At 71.6% G+C, this 17,362-nt stretch carries 13 protein-coding genes and 1 riboswitch; of the genes, 7 read left to right on the forward strand and 6 right to left on the reverse strand.

Going from position 1 to position 17,362, the window contains the following annotated elements:
* Nucleotides 1-216 precede the first annotated feature (216 nt).
* The 3 genes from guaA (at nt 217) to ACWGH4_RS14690 (ending at nt 3,942) form a co-directional block, all read left to right on the forward strand.
* Complete coding sequence (guaA, locus tag ACWGH4_RS14680; protein WP_307707838.1) at nt 217-1,812, forward strand: glutamine-hydrolyzing GMP synthase; 1,596 nt, start codon at nt 217-219, stop codon at nt 1,810-1,812.
* Nucleotides 1,813-2,023: 211 nt separating this feature from the next.
* A complete protein-coding gene (locus tag ACWGH4_RS14685) occupies nt 2,024-3,289 on the forward strand; it encodes a hypothetical protein (protein WP_453460145.1) in 1,266 nt (421 codons plus the stop codon).
* 131 nt (nt 3,290-3,420) lie between these two features.
* Complete coding sequence (locus tag ACWGH4_RS14690; protein WP_453460148.1) at nt 3,421-3,942, forward strand: DoxX family protein; 522 nt, start codon at nt 3,421-3,423, stop codon at nt 3,940-3,942.
* A 216-nt stretch (nt 3,943-4,158) separates the two neighbouring features.
* Here ACWGH4_RS14690 and ACWGH4_RS14695 read toward each other — a convergent pair whose 3' ends face one another.
* A complete protein-coding gene (locus ACWGH4_RS14695; protein WP_453460150.1) occupies nt 4,159-5,436 on the reverse strand; it encodes a PspC domain-containing protein in 1,278 nt (425 codons plus the stop codon).
* Between the two features lie 212 nt (nt 5,437-5,648).
* Here ACWGH4_RS14695 and ACWGH4_RS14700 point away from each other — a divergent pair, with 212 nt between their 5' ends.
* On the forward strand, nt 5,649-6,938 hold the full coding sequence (locus tag ACWGH4_RS14700; protein ID WP_159688413.1) for an ATP-binding protein: 1,290 nt from the start codon (nt 5,649-5,651) through the stop codon (nt 6,936-6,938).
* Nucleotides 6,935-7,624 carry a LuxR C-terminal-related transcriptional regulator gene (locus ACWGH4_RS14705; RefSeq protein ID WP_307707843.1) on the forward strand — a complete coding sequence of 230 codons (690 nt, stop codon included), beginning with the start codon at nt 6,935-6,937 and terminating at the stop codon, nt 7,622-7,624. The genes ACWGH4_RS14700 and ACWGH4_RS14705 overlap by 4 nt, the downstream gene beginning before the upstream one ends.
* 16 nt (nt 7,625-7,640) lie before the next feature.
* Here the strand turns inward: ACWGH4_RS14705 and ACWGH4_RS14710 are convergent, their stop codons facing one another.
* Entirely contained in the window at nt 7,641-8,393 is a 753-nt protein-coding gene (locus tag ACWGH4_RS14710) for a GNAT family N-acetyltransferase (RefSeq protein ID WP_453460154.1), read from the reverse strand.
* Nucleotides 8,394-8,510: 117 nt separating this feature from the next.
* Nucleotides 8,511-9,569 (reverse strand): NlpC/P60 family protein, encoded by a 1,059-nt coding sequence (locus ACWGH4_RS14715; protein ID WP_453460157.1) that lies wholly within the window; start codon nt 9,567-9,569, stop codon nt 8,511-8,513.
* Nucleotides 9,570-9,911: 342 nt separating this feature from the next.
* Between ACWGH4_RS14715 and ACWGH4_RS14720 the strand changes: the two genes are divergently transcribed.
* Entirely contained in the window at nt 9,912-10,265 is a 354-nt protein-coding gene (locus tag ACWGH4_RS14720; RefSeq protein ID WP_441263747.1) for a hypothetical protein, read from the forward strand.
* An 83-nt stretch (nt 10,266-10,348) separates the two neighbouring features.
* Here ACWGH4_RS14720 and ACWGH4_RS14725 read toward each other — a convergent pair whose 3' ends face one another.
* Entirely contained in the window at nt 10,349-11,509 is a 1,161-nt protein-coding gene (locus tag ACWGH4_RS14725; protein ID WP_453460160.1) for an NlpC/P60 family protein, read from the reverse strand.
* Nucleotides 11,510-11,511: 2 nt separating this feature from the next.
* Nucleotides 11,512-11,673, reverse strand: a riboswitch (cyclic di-AMP (ydaO/yuaA leader).
* Nucleotides 11,674-11,913: 240 nt separating this feature from the next.
* Here ACWGH4_RS14725 and pcrA point away from each other — a divergent pair.
* Complete coding sequence (gene pcrA, locus ACWGH4_RS14730) at nt 11,914-14,349, forward strand: DNA helicase PcrA (protein ID WP_453460162.1); 2,436 nt, start codon at nt 11,914-11,916, stop codon at nt 14,347-14,349.
* 159 nt (nt 14,350-14,508) lie between these two features.
* Here the strand turns inward: pcrA and ACWGH4_RS14735 are convergent, their stop codons facing one another.
* Nucleotides 14,509-16,089 carry a M23 family metallopeptidase gene (locus tag ACWGH4_RS14735; protein ID WP_453460164.1) on the reverse strand — a complete coding sequence of 527 codons (1,581 nt, stop codon included), beginning with the start codon at nt 16,087-16,089 and terminating at the stop codon, nt 14,509-14,511.
* Between the two features lie 232 nt (nt 16,090-16,321).
* Nucleotides 16,322-17,179 (reverse strand): esterase/lipase family protein, encoded by an 858-nt coding sequence (locus ACWGH4_RS14740; protein ID WP_453460167.1) that lies wholly within the window; start codon nt 17,177-17,179, stop codon nt 16,322-16,324.
* Nucleotides 17,180-17,362: the final 183 nt, after the last annotated feature.

Genomic DNA, 17,362 nt, shown 5'->3' on the forward strand with positions numbered 1-17,362 from the left:
GTCGCTGTCTGAAGCTAGGCAGCACGACCATGGCAGCCGGACGGGCCGGTGCCATAGGTAAAGACGAAGGTCAGCTGCTTCTGCATGCGGCCAGTATGGACCCGGCCCGGCCGCGCCGGGCAAACCGGGTTCGGATGGTGAGACGAAATGGGATCTCCGGCGCGCCGGTAGAATCGACAAAGCAGACCCTCTCTCTCCGCCGGAAGGCCGCCACCAGTGCCAGCAGCACCCTCCGCCGCCGCCGACCACTCCAACCCGGACGTAGTCCTCGTTGTCGACTTCGGTGCCCAGTACGCCCAGCTCATCGCCCGCCGCGTCCGTGAGGCCCGGGTCTACAGCGAGATCGTCCCGTCCACCATGCCGGTGGCGGAGATGCTGGCCAAGAACCCGAGGGCGATCATCCTCTCCGGCGGCCCCTCCTCGGTCTACGCGGAGGGCGCCCCGCGCCTGGACCGCGCGATCTTCGAGGCCGGGGTCCCCGTCTTCGGCATGTGCTACGGCTTCCAGCTGATGGCGACGACGCTCGGCGGCACCGTCGACAACACCGGCGCGCGGGAGTACGGCCGCACGCCCCTGCACGTCTCCAAGAGCGGCTCGACGCTCTTCGAGGGCACGCCGGACGAGCAGTCGGTGTGGATGTCGCACGGTGACGCCTGCTCCGCCGCGCCCGAGGGCTTCACGGTCACCGCGTCCACCGACGTGGTGCCGGTCGCCGCCTTCGAGAACGACGAGAAGAAGCTGTACGGCGTGCAGCACCACCCCGAGGTGATGCACTCCACCTACGGCCAGCAGGTCCTCGAGCACTTCCTCTACCGCGGCGCCGGCATCGAGCCGAACTGGACCACGGGCAACGTCATCGAGGAGCAGGTCGAGGCGATCCGCGCGCAGGTCGGCACCAAGCGCGCGATCTGCGGTCTGTCCGGCGGTGTGGACTCCGCGGTCGCCGCGGCGCTCGTGCAGAAGGCCATCGGCTCGCAGCTCACCTGCGTGTACGTCGACCACGGACTGATGCGCAAGGGCGAGACGGAGCAGGTCGAGAAGGACTTCGTCGCCGCCACCGGCGTGCAGCTGAAGGTCGTCGACGCGGCGGACCGTTTCCTCAAGGCGCTGGCCGGGGTCTCCGACCCCGAGGAGAAGCGCAAGATCATCGGGCGCGAGTTCATCCGGGTCTTCGAGCAGGCGCAGGCCGAGATCGTGGCCGAGGCCGCGGGCGGCGAGGACGTCGCGTTCCTCGTCCAGGGCACGCTCTACCCGGACGTCGTCGAGTCCGGCGGCGGCACCGGCACCGCCAACATCAAGTCGCACCACAATGTCGGCGGTCTGCCGGAGGACCTCGAGTTCGAACTCGTCGAGCCGCTGCGCAAGCTCTTCAAGGACGAGGTCCGCATGGTCGGCCAGGAGCTCGGCCTGCCGGACGAGATCGTCCAGCGTCAGCCGTTCCCGGGACCGGGCCTGGGCATCCGCATCGTCGGCGAGGTCACGCGTGAGCGGCTCGACCTGCTCCGCGAGGCCGACGCCATCGCCCGCGAGGAGCTCACGGCGGCCGGTCTCGACCGCGACATCTGGCAGTGCCCCGTGGTGCTGCTCGCCGACGTCCGCAGCGTCGGCGTCCAGGGCGACGGCCGCACCTACGGCCACCCGATCGTGCTGCGCCCGGTCTCGTCCGAGGACGCCATGACGGCGGACTGGACGCGGATGCCGTACGAGGTGCTGGCGAAGATCTCGACGCGGATCACCAACGAGGTCGCGGACGTGAACCGCGTGGTCCTCGACGTGACGAGCAAGCCGCCGGGCACCATCGAGTGGGAGTGACCTCTCCCCGACTTCAACGCCGACGCCGTCGCTCGTTCGTCCGAGCGGCGGCGTCGTCGTTCCGGCCGTCGGCCGAGGAGAGGGCGCCTACCGACGAGGTGGCGTCAACACGGTGAGGTCGTGATTCACCCGGCGTGGCCTCGGCCATCGGGGTGGCGGCGGCTTGCGTGCGGCACAATTCCCATGCATCACAAGGCGGTTGTTCTTCCTGATGCGGGAGAGGTGGCGTTCGGTCGTGGCGGTGCAGGAAGCGGGACGGTGCGACGAGTGCGTGCACAGCGCGCGCGAGAGCCACCGGCGAGCGGTGGCCGAATTCGTCGGCCTGCGCGAGGGGTTCGCGGCCGGCCAGGGACTGCCCGCGGGCGTGGCCCACTCGCCCGGCGCCTCGCGCCAGTGGGTGTCGGACGAGCTGACCCAGGCCGCCCGTACGGTCTCCGACCGCGGCCGGGAGGCGGACGGCGCCCGGCTGCGCCGGCTCAGGCTGAGTTCACTCGTCGCCGTGTGGGCCTGCTTCGGTGTCCTCGCCACCGTCCAGCTGGTGACCGCCATGGGCGCGGGCTGGACCGGCGCGCGTACGGCGGGACTGCTCGCCGCGCTGGCCGTCGCCGGTGCTCTCACTGCCGGCGCCCACGCCCACCGGGCACGCGGCGGGCTCCTCGCGCCGCTGGCCGGTGAGGACAACCGGCTCTCCACCTCACGTTCCGTCGCCATCGCCTGGGTGCTGGTGGTCTGCTACGCGCTGCTGGTCCTCGCGCTGCAACAGGCGTGGTCCTCCGCACCCGCGGACCACGACCGCCTCGCCGACGGCCTGGCCCTCGGCCGGGGCGCCGGCCTGCTGACCGTCCTCGCCCTGGTCTGCGCGGTCGCCGTCCTGGTGCGCCGGGTCGTCGCCGTGCGCGTCCAGGGCCAGCGGCTGCAGAAGGTGCCGGCCGACCGGCCCCACCCCCGCGACCTCGTCTGCGACGACGACGGCCGGGCCGCCTTCGCCGATGTGCAGTACGTGCTGCTGAGCGCCGCCGCCATGACGTACACGCTGGTGCAGCTCGGGCGCGGCCCCGGGCGGCTGCCCGAGCTGCCGTGGGGCGCCGTCCTGTTGATGGCCGTCTCCGCGGCGACGTATCTGGCGGCCAAGTACGCGGAGGGCGGCAGGCCCGTGGTGATGTCGGTGGTGCGGGCACGGGAGGCCGGTGACCTGGACGGACCCATCCGCACCGGAGACGACATCGAGCTCCGCGGCTCGGGCTTCGTCCCGCCGGGCGCGGGCGCCCCCGACCGGCTGGCGCGCATGGTCGTCCGCATCGGGGCCGTGCATGTGCACGTCCCGCTGATCCCGGTGCCCGGCGGGTTCGCCAACCCGACGGACACGGCGCTCACCGTGCCGGTGCCGGCGGAGGTCGAGCCCGGGCAGGTCGATGTGCAGGTGGTGACGGCCGCCGGCGTGGAGAGCAACCGCTGCCTCATCGAAGTGACGTACTGACGTCGCCCCTTGCCCCTCACCCGTGTGTCTCAGGACCCGTGCGTCACAAGGTCTGTGACTAGTCTGGTGAGCGGCGCGACCGCGCCGTACGTATGGACGGGCGACGGGTCGACTGAAGGCGGGGACCAGCGATGACACACACTCATCGGGCGACGGCGGACCACGGGGCGCCCGACGACGACCGACCACGCGGCTTCAGGGAGCGGGCCGGCCGGTACGCCCTGCTGCCGCTGCGTGTCTTCCTCGGCGTCACGTTCATCTACGCGGGTCTCGACAAGCTCACCGACAGCGCGTTCATGTCGGCGACCGGCACCGGTTCCATCGGCGAGATGATGAACGCCGTGCGCGACTCGTCCGCCGTGCCGGCGCTCGTCGATCTGGCGCTGAAGAACCCGGAGGGCTTCGGCTACGCCATGGCCCTCGGTGAACTGGCCGTCGGCATCGGGACCCTGATCGGGCTGCTGGCCCGGCTCGCCGCCCTCGGCGGGGCGCTGATCTCGCTGAGCCTGTGGCTGACGGTGAGCTGGCAGACGGACCCGTACTACTACGGCAACGACCTCGCCTACCTGATGGCCTGGCTGCCGTTGGTGCTCGCGGGCGCCTCCCTGTGGTCCCTCGACGCGCTGATCGCGGCCCGGCGCCGCACCCCGTAGTGCACGGCGGCCACCACGCCCGCCACGAAGAAGCCGCCGAAGACCACGGGGAACGCCACCCACCAGGGCGTGTGCCAGGCGCCGCCCGCGTCCCCGCCGTAGAGCAGCGCCACTGTCAGGACACACAGCCCCGCGACGAACCTCGCGGGGCGGAAGCCGTGCCGGAACGCGCGACCGGACCCGTCCGCCCCGTGGCGCACGGCCCCCTCACCGGACTCATGACGCCGCACGGGTCACCTCCACCTGTCCGATGCCCACTTCCAGCTTCAGCTCCAGCGTGCCAGCCGACTCGACCCCGGCGGGCGGTGGCAGCGTGCGCCGGCGGTCCTGGCTCGGGCCGACGTCGATGTCGTTGGGGGTGTCCCCGGGGAGCCGGAGGTCGCCGACGCCCACCTCGGCGTCCAGCTTCACCGTCGCGTCCCTCGGCAGCACGACCTTGAGCTGCCCCGCCCCGATCTCGGCCCGTGTCGACACCGCCTCGCCCGCGGGGACGGAAAGCGCGGACAGGTCGAGGGTGCCGACGCCGGTGCCCAGCTCGTAGAGCGGCTCGACGGCGGTGACCGTCGCCGGCCGCCAGTGCTGCTCGCCCCAGCTCGTGCCGATGTCCTTCGGCAGCGCCGAGGCGCCGGCGAGCATCCCGGCCGTGACCAGCGTCAACAGGATCGTGCCGAAGCCCGTGCGGCCCAGCAGGGCGCTGACCAGCAGGCCGAGCCCGAAGACCGACAGCGCGGCCACCAGACCGATCTGCAGGGCGGTGCCCAAGGGCTGCCCCTCCCAGCTCAGTCCCGTCCCCAGCCCGCCCGCGACGAGTGCCAGGAGGAAGACCGCGCCGCCGATTCCCCGCGGACCGCGGTTCTGCGGCGGCACCCACCCGCTTCCGCCCCGGCCGTGCGGCACCGAGGCGTCCGCCACCGCCGCGTCGGGGCCCCACAGATAGCCGGTCGGCACCGGGCCGGTCGTGCCGTCCTTCACGATCGGGTCGCGCCACCACGAAGGGCTCTCCGGCACCGGCGGGGCCTTGGTCTCCGGTGGGGCCTCCGCGACCGTGTGCGCCGTCGCCGTGTCCATCGGCGCGCCTTCGGTCGTGGCGAGCCGGCGGCGCTGGGACCACACGGCCGCCCCGGTGACCGCCAGCGACAGCAGCGCGGCGAAGGAGAGGGCGCTGTCGTTGCCCAGCATGGAGAGGAAGATCCCGCAGCCGATCAGGGCGAGGAGCACGGCCGTCAGCGACGCGCCGTCGACCCGGCCCGACAGCAGCCGGCGGAACTCGTTCTCCTCGTCGTCCTCCGAGGGGAGCAGCAGCCAGGCGAAGCCGTAGAAGATCAGCCCGATTCCGCCGGTCACCGAGAGCACGCCGACCGCGATCCGGAAGATCACCGGGTCCACGTCGCAGTAGCGGCCCAGTCCGCCGCACACACCGGCAACCACCTTGTGGTGCGGGGAGCGGCGCAGCGGGGGTGCCTCGGGGGGCGGGACGGTCGGCTGCTCTGTCATGGGTCCATGGTGACGGGCCGAGGGGTGGGGCGGGAGCCGCGCCGACCCTGGCCGTTCCCTGATTTCCGCCCCTGAGCCTCCTCGGGACGGCGTCCGGGCGTCCCCGTCGGCACTCCGAGCCTCCTCCGGGCCGAGGGGCGTACCCGGGGATCAGGGACGGTTGGGGGACGACCCTGATACCGCGTCCCCTTCCGCCGTGTGACGATCGGTGCATGCCAGTCGCCACGCCCGGAACCACCGGCCCCTCGCGCGCCCCGCTGCCCGAGGAGCCGGCTCTGCGCAAGCTGTACCGCAGTGCCGACGGGCGGATGCTCGGCGGTGTGGCCCGCGGTCTGGCCGGTCACCTGGGGCTGCCCGTCATCTGGGTGCGCCTGGTCTTCCTCGGGCTGTTCCTGGCCGACGGCCTGGGCGCCGTGCTCTACGCGGTGTTCTGGATCGTCGTCCCCCTCGGGGTCGGCGGCCGGGCGGCGGAACCGCGCTCGGTGTTCGAGACCACGCCGGACGGACGCCGCCGGCTGCGCAAGCCGGACAAGGGCCAGCTGTTCGCGATGGTCGCCCTGCTCTTCGGGGCCGCGGTCTTCGTCGGCAACGTCGACATGCGCGGCAGCAACCGCTACGTCTGGCCGACGCTGCTCATCGGGGCGGGCGTGGTCCTGGTCTGGCGGCAGGCGGACAACGCCCGCCGCGCCCGCTGGACCGACGTGGGCCGTCGGCGGCGGCTGCTCCAACTGGCCAGGGCGCTGGCCGGCGTCGCCCTCGTCGGCATGGGCCTGACCGTCTTCATGGTGGTCCGCGGCTCGGCCGCCCAGCTCGGCAATGTGCTGACCGCCGCGGTCGCCGTCATCGCCGGTGTCGCGCTGCTCGCCGGTCCGTGGCTGGTGCGGATGACGCAGGACCTCTCCGAGGAGCGGACCATGCGCATCCGGGCCCAGGAACGGGCGGAGGTAGCCGCTCACGTCCACGACTCCGTCCTGCACACCCTGACCCTGATCCAGCGGAACGCCGACGACGCCGGCGAGGTGCGCCGGCTCGCCCGCGCCCAGGAACGCGAGCTGCGAAACTGGCTCTACAAGCCGGAGGGCACCGGCAAGGACGAGGACGAGGAGCCCGACACCCTCGCGGAGGCGGTCAAGAAGGCGGCCGCCGAGGTCGAGGACAAGCACGGGGTCCCGCTCGAGGTCGTCGTCGTCGGCGACTGCCCGCTCGACGACAAACTGGGCGCACAGATGCAGGCCGCCCGCGAAGCTATGGTCAACGCCGCCAAGTACGGTGGCGCGGGAGGGGCGGTGCAGGTGTACGCGGAGGTCGAGGGCCGTACGGTCTTCGTGTCCGTACGGGACCGGGGGCCGGGATTCGACCTGGACGCCGTACCGGAGGACCGGATGGGTGTCAGGGAGTCGATCATCGGGCGAATGCAGCGCAACGGCGGGACGGCACGACTGCGCTCCGTGCCCGGAGGGGGCACGGAAGTGGAGCTCGAGATGGAGAGGGCGGACGGATGACCGAGGCGGCCGGAGAGACCACAGAACGTCGGGTGCGGGTCGTACTCGTCGACGACCACCGGATGTTCCGCACGGGCGTGCAGGCCGAGATCGGGCAGACCGAGCGCACGGGCGTCGAGGTCGTCGGGGAGGCCGCCGACGTCGACCAGGCGGTCACCGTGATCACGGCGACCCGCCCAGAGGTCGTCCTCCTCGACGTGCACCTTCCCGGCGGCGGCGGGGTGGAGGTGCTGCGCCGCTGCGCCTCGCTGATGGCGGCGGCGGAGAACCCGGTGCGGTTCCTGGCGCTGTCGGTGTCCGACGCGGCGGAGGACGTGATCGGCGTCATCCGCGGCGGCGCCCGTGGCTACGTCACCAAGACGATCACCGGCAGCGACCTGGTCGACTCGATCTTCCGTGTGCAGGACGGCGACGCGGTGTTCTCGCCGCGGCTGGCCGGCTTCGTGCTGGACGCCTTCGCCTCGACGGACGCGCCGCCGGTCGACGAGGACCTGGACCGGCTGACCCAGCGGGAGCGGGAGGTGCTGCGACTCATCGCGCGCGGGTACGCGTACAAGGAGATCGCCAAGCAGCTCTTCATCTCGGTGAAGACGGTCGAGTCGCACGTGTCCGCGGTGCTGCGCAAGCTTCAGCTGTCCAACCGGCACGAGCTGACCCGGTGGGCGACGGCGCGGCGCCTGGTGTGACGCGCCGGCCGCCGCGTCAGGTCAGCGACATGTCGGTCTTGTTGCCGACCCTGACGTAGCCGACGGCGGCGTAGACCCGTTCGACGTCCGCGTCGCCGGGCTCCAGCCACACGGTCCGGCAGCCGGCGTCGAAGGCCTTCGCGGTCAGGAACGCGGAGAACGCCGCGCCGATGCCCCTGCGGCGGTGGGTCGCGGCGACCGCGAGTCCGGTCAGCTCGCAGAGACCGTCGACCGGGACCGAGCAGCTGCCGGCCGCGACCGGGGTGCCGTCGGTGTCGTCCGTGGCCAGAGCCGCGACCCCGCCGCCCTCCACCACGTTCCGCAGTGCGCCGATCTCGCCCTCCGTCGCCTCGCCCTCGAAGCCGTATCCGGCATGCTGCACTCCGGCCGCGGCCCGGTAACCGGCCTCGTCCGACACGACGGTGAAGGTGATCCCCGGCACCGGCGGTGTCACGAGCGCGTCGGGGGAGCAGGCGAGCAGCGGCGCGCGGCGCTCGACCGTGAAACCGGCCGCCAGCAGGGCCGGTTCGACGTCCGGCGCGCAGGACGGCAGGAACTCCAGGCGCGGCAGCCGCTCCTTCTCGCGGAACACCTCGATCAGGGCCCGGATGTCGTCCGCCGTCGGACTGGCGGCATGGTCGGGCACGGCGTAATTGACGGGCGGGATGGGCCAGTCGGCGTTGTAGCGCACCGTGAAGGGGCCCACACGTACGTGGCCGGGTGAGCGGAGTGCGAGCGTGCGCACATAGTTCTGGACGTCGAGGTCCACGTACGGCTCCTGCTGGTCGAGGCTGGAACGGACCCCGGGATGGTGGCATCGGCCCGGGGAACGGGCAACCGGATTAAGGGGCGACAGCCCGTTTCAAGGGGCGGGCCGCCCGCCGGGTCACGCGGGGCGGGTCGCTCCCGCGAACGGCATCTGGTCGATCGGCGCCACCCGCACCGGAGCACCGGGGCGCGGGGCGTGGATCATCTGCCCGCCGCCGATGTAGAGGCCGACGTGCGAGACGCCGGAGTAGAAGAAGACCAGGTCACCCGGTGCCAGTTGGGAACGGGGCACCCGCGCCCCGACGTTGATCTGGGTGTACGTGGTGCGCGGCAGTGAGACCCCGGCGGAACGCCAGGCGGCCTGGGTCAGCCCGGAGCAGTCGTAGGACCCGGGGCCCGTCGCCCCCCACACGTAGGGCTTGCCGATCGCTCCGTACGCGTAGGCGACGGCCTGCGCCGCGCGGCTGTTCGGGGACTTCAGGGTGCCGCGCGGAGTGCCGGCGCGGTCCGCCCGCGCCGGTCCGTCCGAATCGGTGCCGCCGTTGTAGCGGGCCCGCTGCTCGGCGGTCATCCGGGCCAGCAGGCGTTCCGCGGCGGCGAGTCTGCTCCGCACGGCGGCCTTGTGGCCGGCCAGTTCCTTGCGGTGCGCCTCGAGTTCGGCGATACGGTCACCGGCCCGGGCCTTGAGCTGTGCGAGATCCCGCAACTGCCGCCGCACGTCGGAGACCGCGGCGGCCTGGAGCGCTCCGGCCCGTTCCCCGACGGCGGCGCGCCGGAGGTACTCCTTGGGGTCGGAGGTCAGCACGAGCCGCAGACCGGGGTCCATGCCGCCGTCACGGTACTGGGCGGTGGCGAGGGAACCGAGGGCGTTGCGGGAGGTGTTGAGGCTCTCGGTCCGGCGCGCGGCCTCGTCGCGCAGCGAGTCCAGCGATCTGCGGGCGCTCTCAGCGCTTTCCCTGGCGCCGTTGTGCTTCTCGGTGGCGACCTCCGCCTCCTGGTACAGCTTGTCCACCTCGGCCCGGATCTGCGCGGGGGTGAGGACCGGTTCCGCGTGTCCCGTGCCGTCGAACGCGGTCGTGGCCGCCGCGCCCGCCAGAGCGAGCGTGACCGCGGTACGGGCGGCGGGTCCGTCGAGCCGGCGTCCACGGGGCTTTCGGTGTTCCCGGTGTGCTGCCACGAGGGCTTCCACGTCCTTCCGTCGTCCCTGCCGCCGCACCTGCGTCCTGCGGCGGCCGCACGGGGAAGCGGTCCGCCGCAGGACCTTGTGGCGGTGGCGGCCGAGTGCCGTCCGGCTGTACGACGGCTCGCGTGGAGTCGGCCACCTGGGGGAGGACGCTAGGCCCCGTGTCGACAGGGGCGGGACACAACGACCGTAAATCTCCGAAAATGGGCGTCCGGCAGCCATTGATGAACGTCCGGACGTCGTCGTGGACACGCATCGGTCGGTCCCCCGACCGATGCCGCGGACAGGGCCACCTGCCCGGCCGACGGTGGTATGGGCCGGGCTAGGCTCCGGGCCATGGACGTACTCATCAATGTCTTCGTCGCACTGCACATCATCGGCATCGCCTCGCTGTTGGGCGGGTTCCTGACCCAGATGAAGGCGATGGGCGAGGGCACGGCCCGCTTCGGTCCCGCGATGCTGCACGGTGCGCTCACCATGCTGGTCACCGGTGTGGCCCTGGTGGGTCTGAACCAGGCGGACGACCAGACGGTCAACAACCTCAAGATCGGCATCAAGCTGGCGGTGCTGGTCGTGATCCTCGGCCTCGTGTACGTCAAGAGGGACGAGGAGCAGGTCGACAAGGCGCTCTTCGGCGCGGTGGGCGGCCTGACCGTCGCCAACATCTTCATCGCCACGCTCTGGACCTGACCCGCGCGCGGACATGACGGTGCCCGGACGGCTCGGCCGCCCGGGCACCGGTGCGTCCGGCCTCGTGCCGGTCCCGCCGGGCCTCAGGCGGGGCGGACGCTGCCGTAGATCGGCATGTAGTAGATGGACTCCTCGCGGACGTTCGCGCCCGGCTTGGGCGCGTGGATCATCTTGCCGTCGCCGATGTAGATGCCGACGTGGCTGATGTCGTCGTAGAAGAAGACAAGGTCGCCGGGGAGCAGGTCGGCCGTCTCGACACGGGTGCCGACCTTCACCTGGTCCCAGGTGGTGCGCGGCAGGTCCACCCCCGCCGCCTTCCACGCGGCCGCGGTGAGGCCGGAGCAGTCGTACGAGCTCGGGCCCGTCGCGCCCCAGACGTAGGGCTTGCCGATCTGGGCACGGGCGAACGCGAGGACCTTGTCGGCCTTGGCCGCGTACGTGCCGTCGTCGGTGCCGGTGCCGGTCCCCGGGTCGGTGGTGCCTGTTTCCGGGGTGGTCTCGCGCTCCTGCTGCTGCCGCTCGGCCTCCGCCCGGGCCGCCGCCTCCGCCTTCGCCTTGGCCTCGGCCTTGCGACGCGCCTCCTCCTCCTTCTCCCGCTCGATCGCGGCGAGGCGTGCCTTCTCCTCCGCCGTCAGCTCGGAGAGCAGGGCGCGTGCCTCCGCGAGCTTCGTCTGCACCGTCTGCTTGCTGGTGCGCAGGGCCTCCTGGGAGTCCGTGAGGGACTCGAGGCGCTTGGTGGCCTCCGCGCGCTGCTTCGCTGCCGCGGCCCGCTCGGTCTCGTACTCGCTGACGGCCCTGCGCTGCTGGTCCGTCATCCGGTCCATCAGCTGGGTCTGGTCGAAGTACGCCTGGGGGCTGTCCGCGAACATCAGCGCGGCGGTGGGGGTGACGGAACCGGTGCGGTACTGCGCTGCCGCGTAGTTGCCGAGGGCGCGGCGGGACTCGTTCAGCTTCTCCGTGCGATCGGCCGCCTCGTCGAGCAGCCGGTCGACCTCCTGGCGCTTCTCCGCCGTGGCTTCCTTCGCCTTGTTGAACTCCTGCGTCGCGCTGCCGGCCTGCCGGTACAGGTCGTCGACCTTCTTCTGCACCTCTTCGATGCTGGGCTTCGGGTCGGACGGCGCGGCGGTGGCGCTCTGTGTGGAGAGCAGCGTCACACCGGCGAGGGCGGCCGTGGTGAATCCAACGGCGGTGGACGGTTTTGCGGTACGGCTGCGGGGCTTGCGATGCGACGCCAAGGCCGGCATCTCCTTCTTCCGTGGACCGCCTACCGGGTTAGCTGTCGGGTTCGGGCGAACGGAAGACGCCCTACGGACCGAGCGGGGCACGGTCCGATTCACCCCGGTGGTGCTTGGTGGGTCCCCGGTTCCGAACTCCCTCGGGAGAAGCCCGGATTCGGCGCAGGCCGCCCGTTCGGCGTGGTTCGCCGGGAGGGATGCGGGCCGCCTGGTCGAGCACGCTAGCCAACTCGTGCGTCTGCTGTGAAGGTTGATGTTCGATATGTCCGATACATTTTCGTGACCTTTTTCGGGGGCGGGTCGCCGGCCGGCCGACGGTCGCCCCGCGGATCCGACCTGTCACATACCGTGGCGCCCCCCGGTGTCCCGGTGCGGCCACGGTTGTCGGTCCGGCCGCCTAGACTCGTTAAGCGATGAGCAGCCTCTTTGACGACAGCTTCCTGGCGGACCTCCGGCCCGACGCGGACGGGCCCCCGCCGCCGCCCGAGGACCCGGCTCCGGAGCAGCTTCCGGACGACCTCTTCCAGGGCGCCTTCGACGTGCCTCCGGCCCGCGACGGGTACTACCGCGACGGCGCGCCGCGCCCTGTCGTGGACCCCGCCGCCCTGCTCGACGGGCTGAACGAGCAGCAGCGCGCCGCCGTCGTGCACACAGGGTCACCGCTGCTCATCGTCGCCGGCGCCGGCTCCGGCAAGACCAGGGTGCTCACCCATCGCATCGCCCACCTGCTGGGCACGCGCCGGGTCCACCCCGGCCAGATACTGGCGATCACCTTCACCAACAAGGCCGCCGGCGAGATGAAGGAACGCGTCGAGCAGCTGGTGGGCCCGCGCGCCAACGCGATGTGGGTCATGACCTTCCACAGCGCCTGCGTCCGCATCCTGCGCCGCGAGTCCAAGAAGCTGGGCTTCACCTCGTCGTTCTCGATCTACGACGCGGCGGACTCGAAGCGCCTGATGTCGCTGGTCTGCCGTGATCTCGACCTCGACCCGAAGAAGTTCCCGCCGAAGTCCTTCAGCGCAAAGATCTCGAACCTGAAGAACGAGCTGATCGACGAGGAGACCTTCGCCGACCAGGCCGTCGACGGATTCGAGAAGACGCTCGCCGAGGCGTACCGGATGTACCAGGCCCGGCTGCGCGAGGCCAACGCCCTGGACTTCGACGACATCATCATGACCACCGTCCATCTGCTCCAGGCGTTCCCGGACGTCGCGGAGCACTACCAGCGGCGGTTCCGGCACGTCCTCGTCGACGAGTACCAGGACACCAACCACGCTCAGTACACGCTCGTGCGCGAACTGGTGGGCAAGGGGTACGAGGACCTGGAGCCGGCGGAGCTGTGCGTCGTCGGTGACGCCGACCAGTCGATCTACGCCTTCCGCGGCGCGACCATCCGCAACATCCTCCAGTTCGAGGAGGACTACCCGGACGCGACGACGATCCTGCTGGAGCAGAACTACCGCTCCACCCAGACGATCCTCTCCGCCGCCAACGCCGTCATCGAGCGCAACGAGTCCCGCCGCCCCAAGAACCTGTGGACGAACGCCGGCGCCGGCGCCCAGATCACCGGCTACGTCGCGGACACCGAGCACGACGAGGCACAGTTCGTCGCCGACGAGATCGACCGGCTCACGGACACGGGCGAGGCGAAGGCCGGCGACGTCGCCGTCTTCTACCGCACGAACGCCCAGTCGCGTGTCTTCGAGGAGATCTTCATCCGCGTCGGCCTGCCCTACAAGGTCGTCGGCGGTGTGCGCTTCTACGAGCGCAAGGAGGTCCGCGATGTGCTGGCCTACCTGCGGGTTCTGGCCAACCCCGAGGACAACGTCCCGCTGCGCCGCATCCTGAACGTGCCCAAGCGCGGCATCGGCGATCGCGCGGAGGCGATGATCGACGCCCTCGCGCTGCGCGAGAAGATCACCTTCCCGCAGGCGCTGCGCCGTGTCGACGAGGCGTACGGCATGGCGGCCCGCTCGGCCAACGCGGTCAAGCGGTTCAACGTGCTGATGGAGGAGCTGCGCACGATCGTCGACTCGGGCGCGGGCCCGGCCGTAGTGCTGGAGGCCGTGCTGGAGCGAACCGGTTATCTCGCGGAGCTCCAGGCGTCCACGGACCCCCAGGACGAGACGCGCATCGAGAACCTCCAGGAACTCGCCGCCGTGGCGCTCGAGTTCGAGCAGGCCCGGGGCGACGAGGAGGGCACCGGCACACTCGCCGAGTTCCTCGAGCAGGTGGCGCTCGTCGCCGACTCCGACCAGATCCCCGACGAGGACGAAGAGGGCACCGGCGTCATCACGCTGATGACCCTGCACACCGCCAAGGGCCTCGAGTTCCCTGTCGTGTTCCTCACCGGCATGGAGGACGGCGTCTTCCCGCACATGCGGGCCCTCGGGCAGACGAAGGAGCTCGAGGAGGAGCGGCGCCTGGCCTATGTGGGCATCACTCGAGCCCGTGAGCGGCTCTATTTGACCCGGTCCTCGATGCGCAGCGCCTGGGGACAGCCGTCGTACAACCCGCCGTCGCGGTTCCTCGAGGAGATCCCAGGTCAGCACCTGACCTGGAAGCGGACGGGTCCGATGGCGGCCCCCGCCGGACCGACGTCCGGCATCGCCTCTTCGCTGTCGTCCTCCCGTTCGCGCGGCGGCGCCTCCGGCTTCGCTACGCGGCGGACGAGCGACAAGCCGGTGATCTCGCTGGCCGTGGGCGACCGGGTCACGCACGACCAGTTCGGCCTGGGGACCGTGGTCGAGGTCAAGGGTTCGGGGTCCGAGGCGCAGGCGACGATCGACTTCGGGGACGAGAAGCCGAAGAGGCTGCTGCTCAGATACGCCCCGGTCGAGAAGCTCTGACGACGGTGTTCGGCCCCTGCGGGGGCCGGCACCCCGGACATGCCGGGACGCGGACGTCAGGCGTGCGCGGACAGCTGTCTCCACGACCGTGCGCACAGGGGCACGCCGACGCCCGTCCGTGCGGGCACGCTTGACGCGGCTTCGACGGGCCGGCCGGGTCTATGCGGGATCGAGGCCGTGGCTGCGCAGCCAGGGCAGCGGGTCTATGGCCGCGCCGCCGCCGGGCCGGACCTCGAAGTGGAGGTGCGGTCCGGTGGAGTTGCCCGAATTGCCCGAGTAGGCGATGACGTCACCGGCCTTGACGTAGCCGCTGCGGATCTTGGTGCTGCTCAGGTGGCAGTACCAGGTCTCCGTGCCGTCGGCCGCGGTCACGATGGCCATGTTGCCGTAGGCGCTGTTCCACTGGGTGCGGACGGTGCCGTCCGTCGCGGCCATGACCTCGGTGCCGTACTGGACGGGGAAGTCGATACCGCTGTGCAGAGACATCCAGTTGACGCCGGACTGGCCGTAGTACGCGCTGAGTCCGTCCTGCTTCACCGGCAGCACGAACTTGGGGCGGAGGGCCTCGCGGCGGGCTGCCTCTTCCTCGCGCTTCTTCTTCTCCGCCGCCTGGCGCGCCTTGAGGTCGATGCGTTCCTGGGTGCGGGAGGCCCGGTCCCCGAAGTCACGGGCGTCGGCGCTGAGCGCGGCGAGCTGCGTGTCCATGGCGTTGTTGGCGGCGACCGGCTGCACGGAGGCGGGGTCGGCGGCTGCCACGTTGGTCTTGTCGTCCGTCGTCCCGCTCTCGCCGCCGAGGCCGCTGACGGACGCGGCGGCGATGCCGGCGACGCCCATGACACAGGCCGAGGGAACGGCGACGGTGAGGAGCGCCGAGCGCTTGGCGGGGGTGCGGCGGCGGCCGCGGCTACCACCGGAGCGACGGACCGGGCGGGGCGAGACGGGTGTGGCGGGCACGGCGGTCATGGTCCGGGTCATCGCGTCGTGATCCGGAACGTCGTCGCTCCGCGGAGCGTCCGGGTCGGTGTCGGCCTCAGTGCCGTACTCGGCCTCGTAGCCGGTTTCGGCGTCCGTCGCCGCGGCCTCGGGCTCGGCGTCCTGCGGTGCCTCGAAGGTGTAGCCGTACGTTTCGCCTGCTTCGTACCCAGGTGCTTCGTACTGCGGGCCGGTCTCGTACGCCTCGCCGGTCTCGTGCGCCTCGCCGGTCTCGTGCGCCGGGAGCGGCTCGTAGGCGTCGCCCGTCGGGTACGCGCCGTAGGCCTCGTAGGTCTCGTAGCCGGCCTGCGGGGTGAACTCCTGCTCCGGCACGAACTGTTGCGGAACGAGTCCTTCGGGCGTGGCCGTTGCGGAGTTCCAGGCCGTGGCGTCGTAGGCGCCGCTGTCGAAGGTGCCGGGCGCCCACTGGGCGGTCGCGTCGTAGGCGAAGGCCGCGGCGGCCGTCTCGTACTGGCCGGTGCCGCCCGCCTCGTTCCAGGCGCTCGCGTCCCACTGGCCGGTGGTGTCGTACTGCGCGTACTGCTGCTGCTCGTACTGCGCGTCGTACGAGGGCTGTTGGGCCTGCTGGGCCGTCGCGTAGGCGTCGTGCCCGGTGCTTCCTTCGCCGCCGGCGTTCCACTGGGACGAGTCGTACTGGCCGCTGTGGCCCGCCTCGTAACTTCCCGGCATGGCGCCGAAGAGCGGGTCGGAGTCGAAGCTGCCGGTGGCGTACCCGCCGTACCCGGCGTTGGTGTGCTGGTCGTTCACCAACTTCTCTCTCGCCTCGACAGCAGGACCTGTTTCCGGAGCCACCTGTTTGCACAGGGGGCCCCAGGGGGAAGCAGTGGCGCGACTGTACCCGGCGGTACGCGACGGCGACAATCTTCGGAGGCATCTACGCAATCAGGAAACGGGCATTCAGTCGCGTTTCGGCGGCCCAAGGGCAGAGCTTTGGCCCTACGTTCGAGAAGTGTTCGATGAATCGGTCTCGAAGGGCACCTCAAGCGACGGACGCGGCGCCCGGAGAAGAGCCCGCTTCCGACACGCCCGACTCGAGAGCCTCGCGGATGCCGTCGGCGACGGCGGGGTGAACAGGCAGTGCGAGATGGCCGATTCCGCTCACTCGCACGTTCTGCACGAGAAGGTCCGGATGGTCGAGGCGGGCCGTCTCCACCGGCGACATGATCCGGTCCAGATCGCTCCAGAAGCTGACGAACCGGGTGCGGCAGCCGGGCGCGGGCATGCGCAGCTCCTCGATCACCGGCGACTCCGGCCGCATCTGCCGCACGATCGGGTGGGCGCTCGCGAGCGGGGCGACGGCCGTGCCCGAGTGCGGGGTGCCGAGCGTGACGAGCGTGCGGACGCGGTTGTCGCCGCCCAGGCGCTGGACGTAGTAGCGGGCGATCAGACCGCCCAGGCTGTGCCCGACGATGTCGATCTCGGGGTGGCCGGTGCGGGCGCAGATCTCCTCGACATGGCGGCCGAGCAGATCGGCGGCGGCACGGATGTCGCAGGTGAGCGGCGAGTAGTTGAGGCACTCGACATGGCGCGAGCCCTGCCGGGCGAGGGCGCGGCGGAGCAGCACGAACACCGACCGATTGTCGACGAAGCCGTGGAGCAGGACGGTGGGGACGGCGTCCGGTGTGCCGGGCAGGCGGCGCGCGGCCCCGGCGCCCGCACGGGCGCCGTCGTCGGTTCCCGCGTGGGGACGCGGGCGGGGGCGGCGCTCCGGGGTGAGGCCGGTCGGATAGAGCAGCAGGTGCCCGGCCAGGATCGCCAGCTCCAGAACGGTCGCGCGCAACAACGCGGCGGACCACTTCACCGGCAGCGTCATGGGAAAGGGAGGCAGGACCCTCATGACGACCTCCTCCCGTACGGCACGACGGGGGCGGCTCTGCCCCGCGTGCCCTCATGGGAAGCGCGCTCGGACCGGCGCGGTCGTCTGCCCGCGCCGCCGGTGTCGCACCCCCGGGCCGTGCGGCTGTCGGGCCGGTGGGGCGCCGACCCGTTGTGGTCCTGCGGCGGCTCCCCGTGCGACCCG

The organism is Streptomyces sp. NPDC054847 (assembly GCF_053610925.1).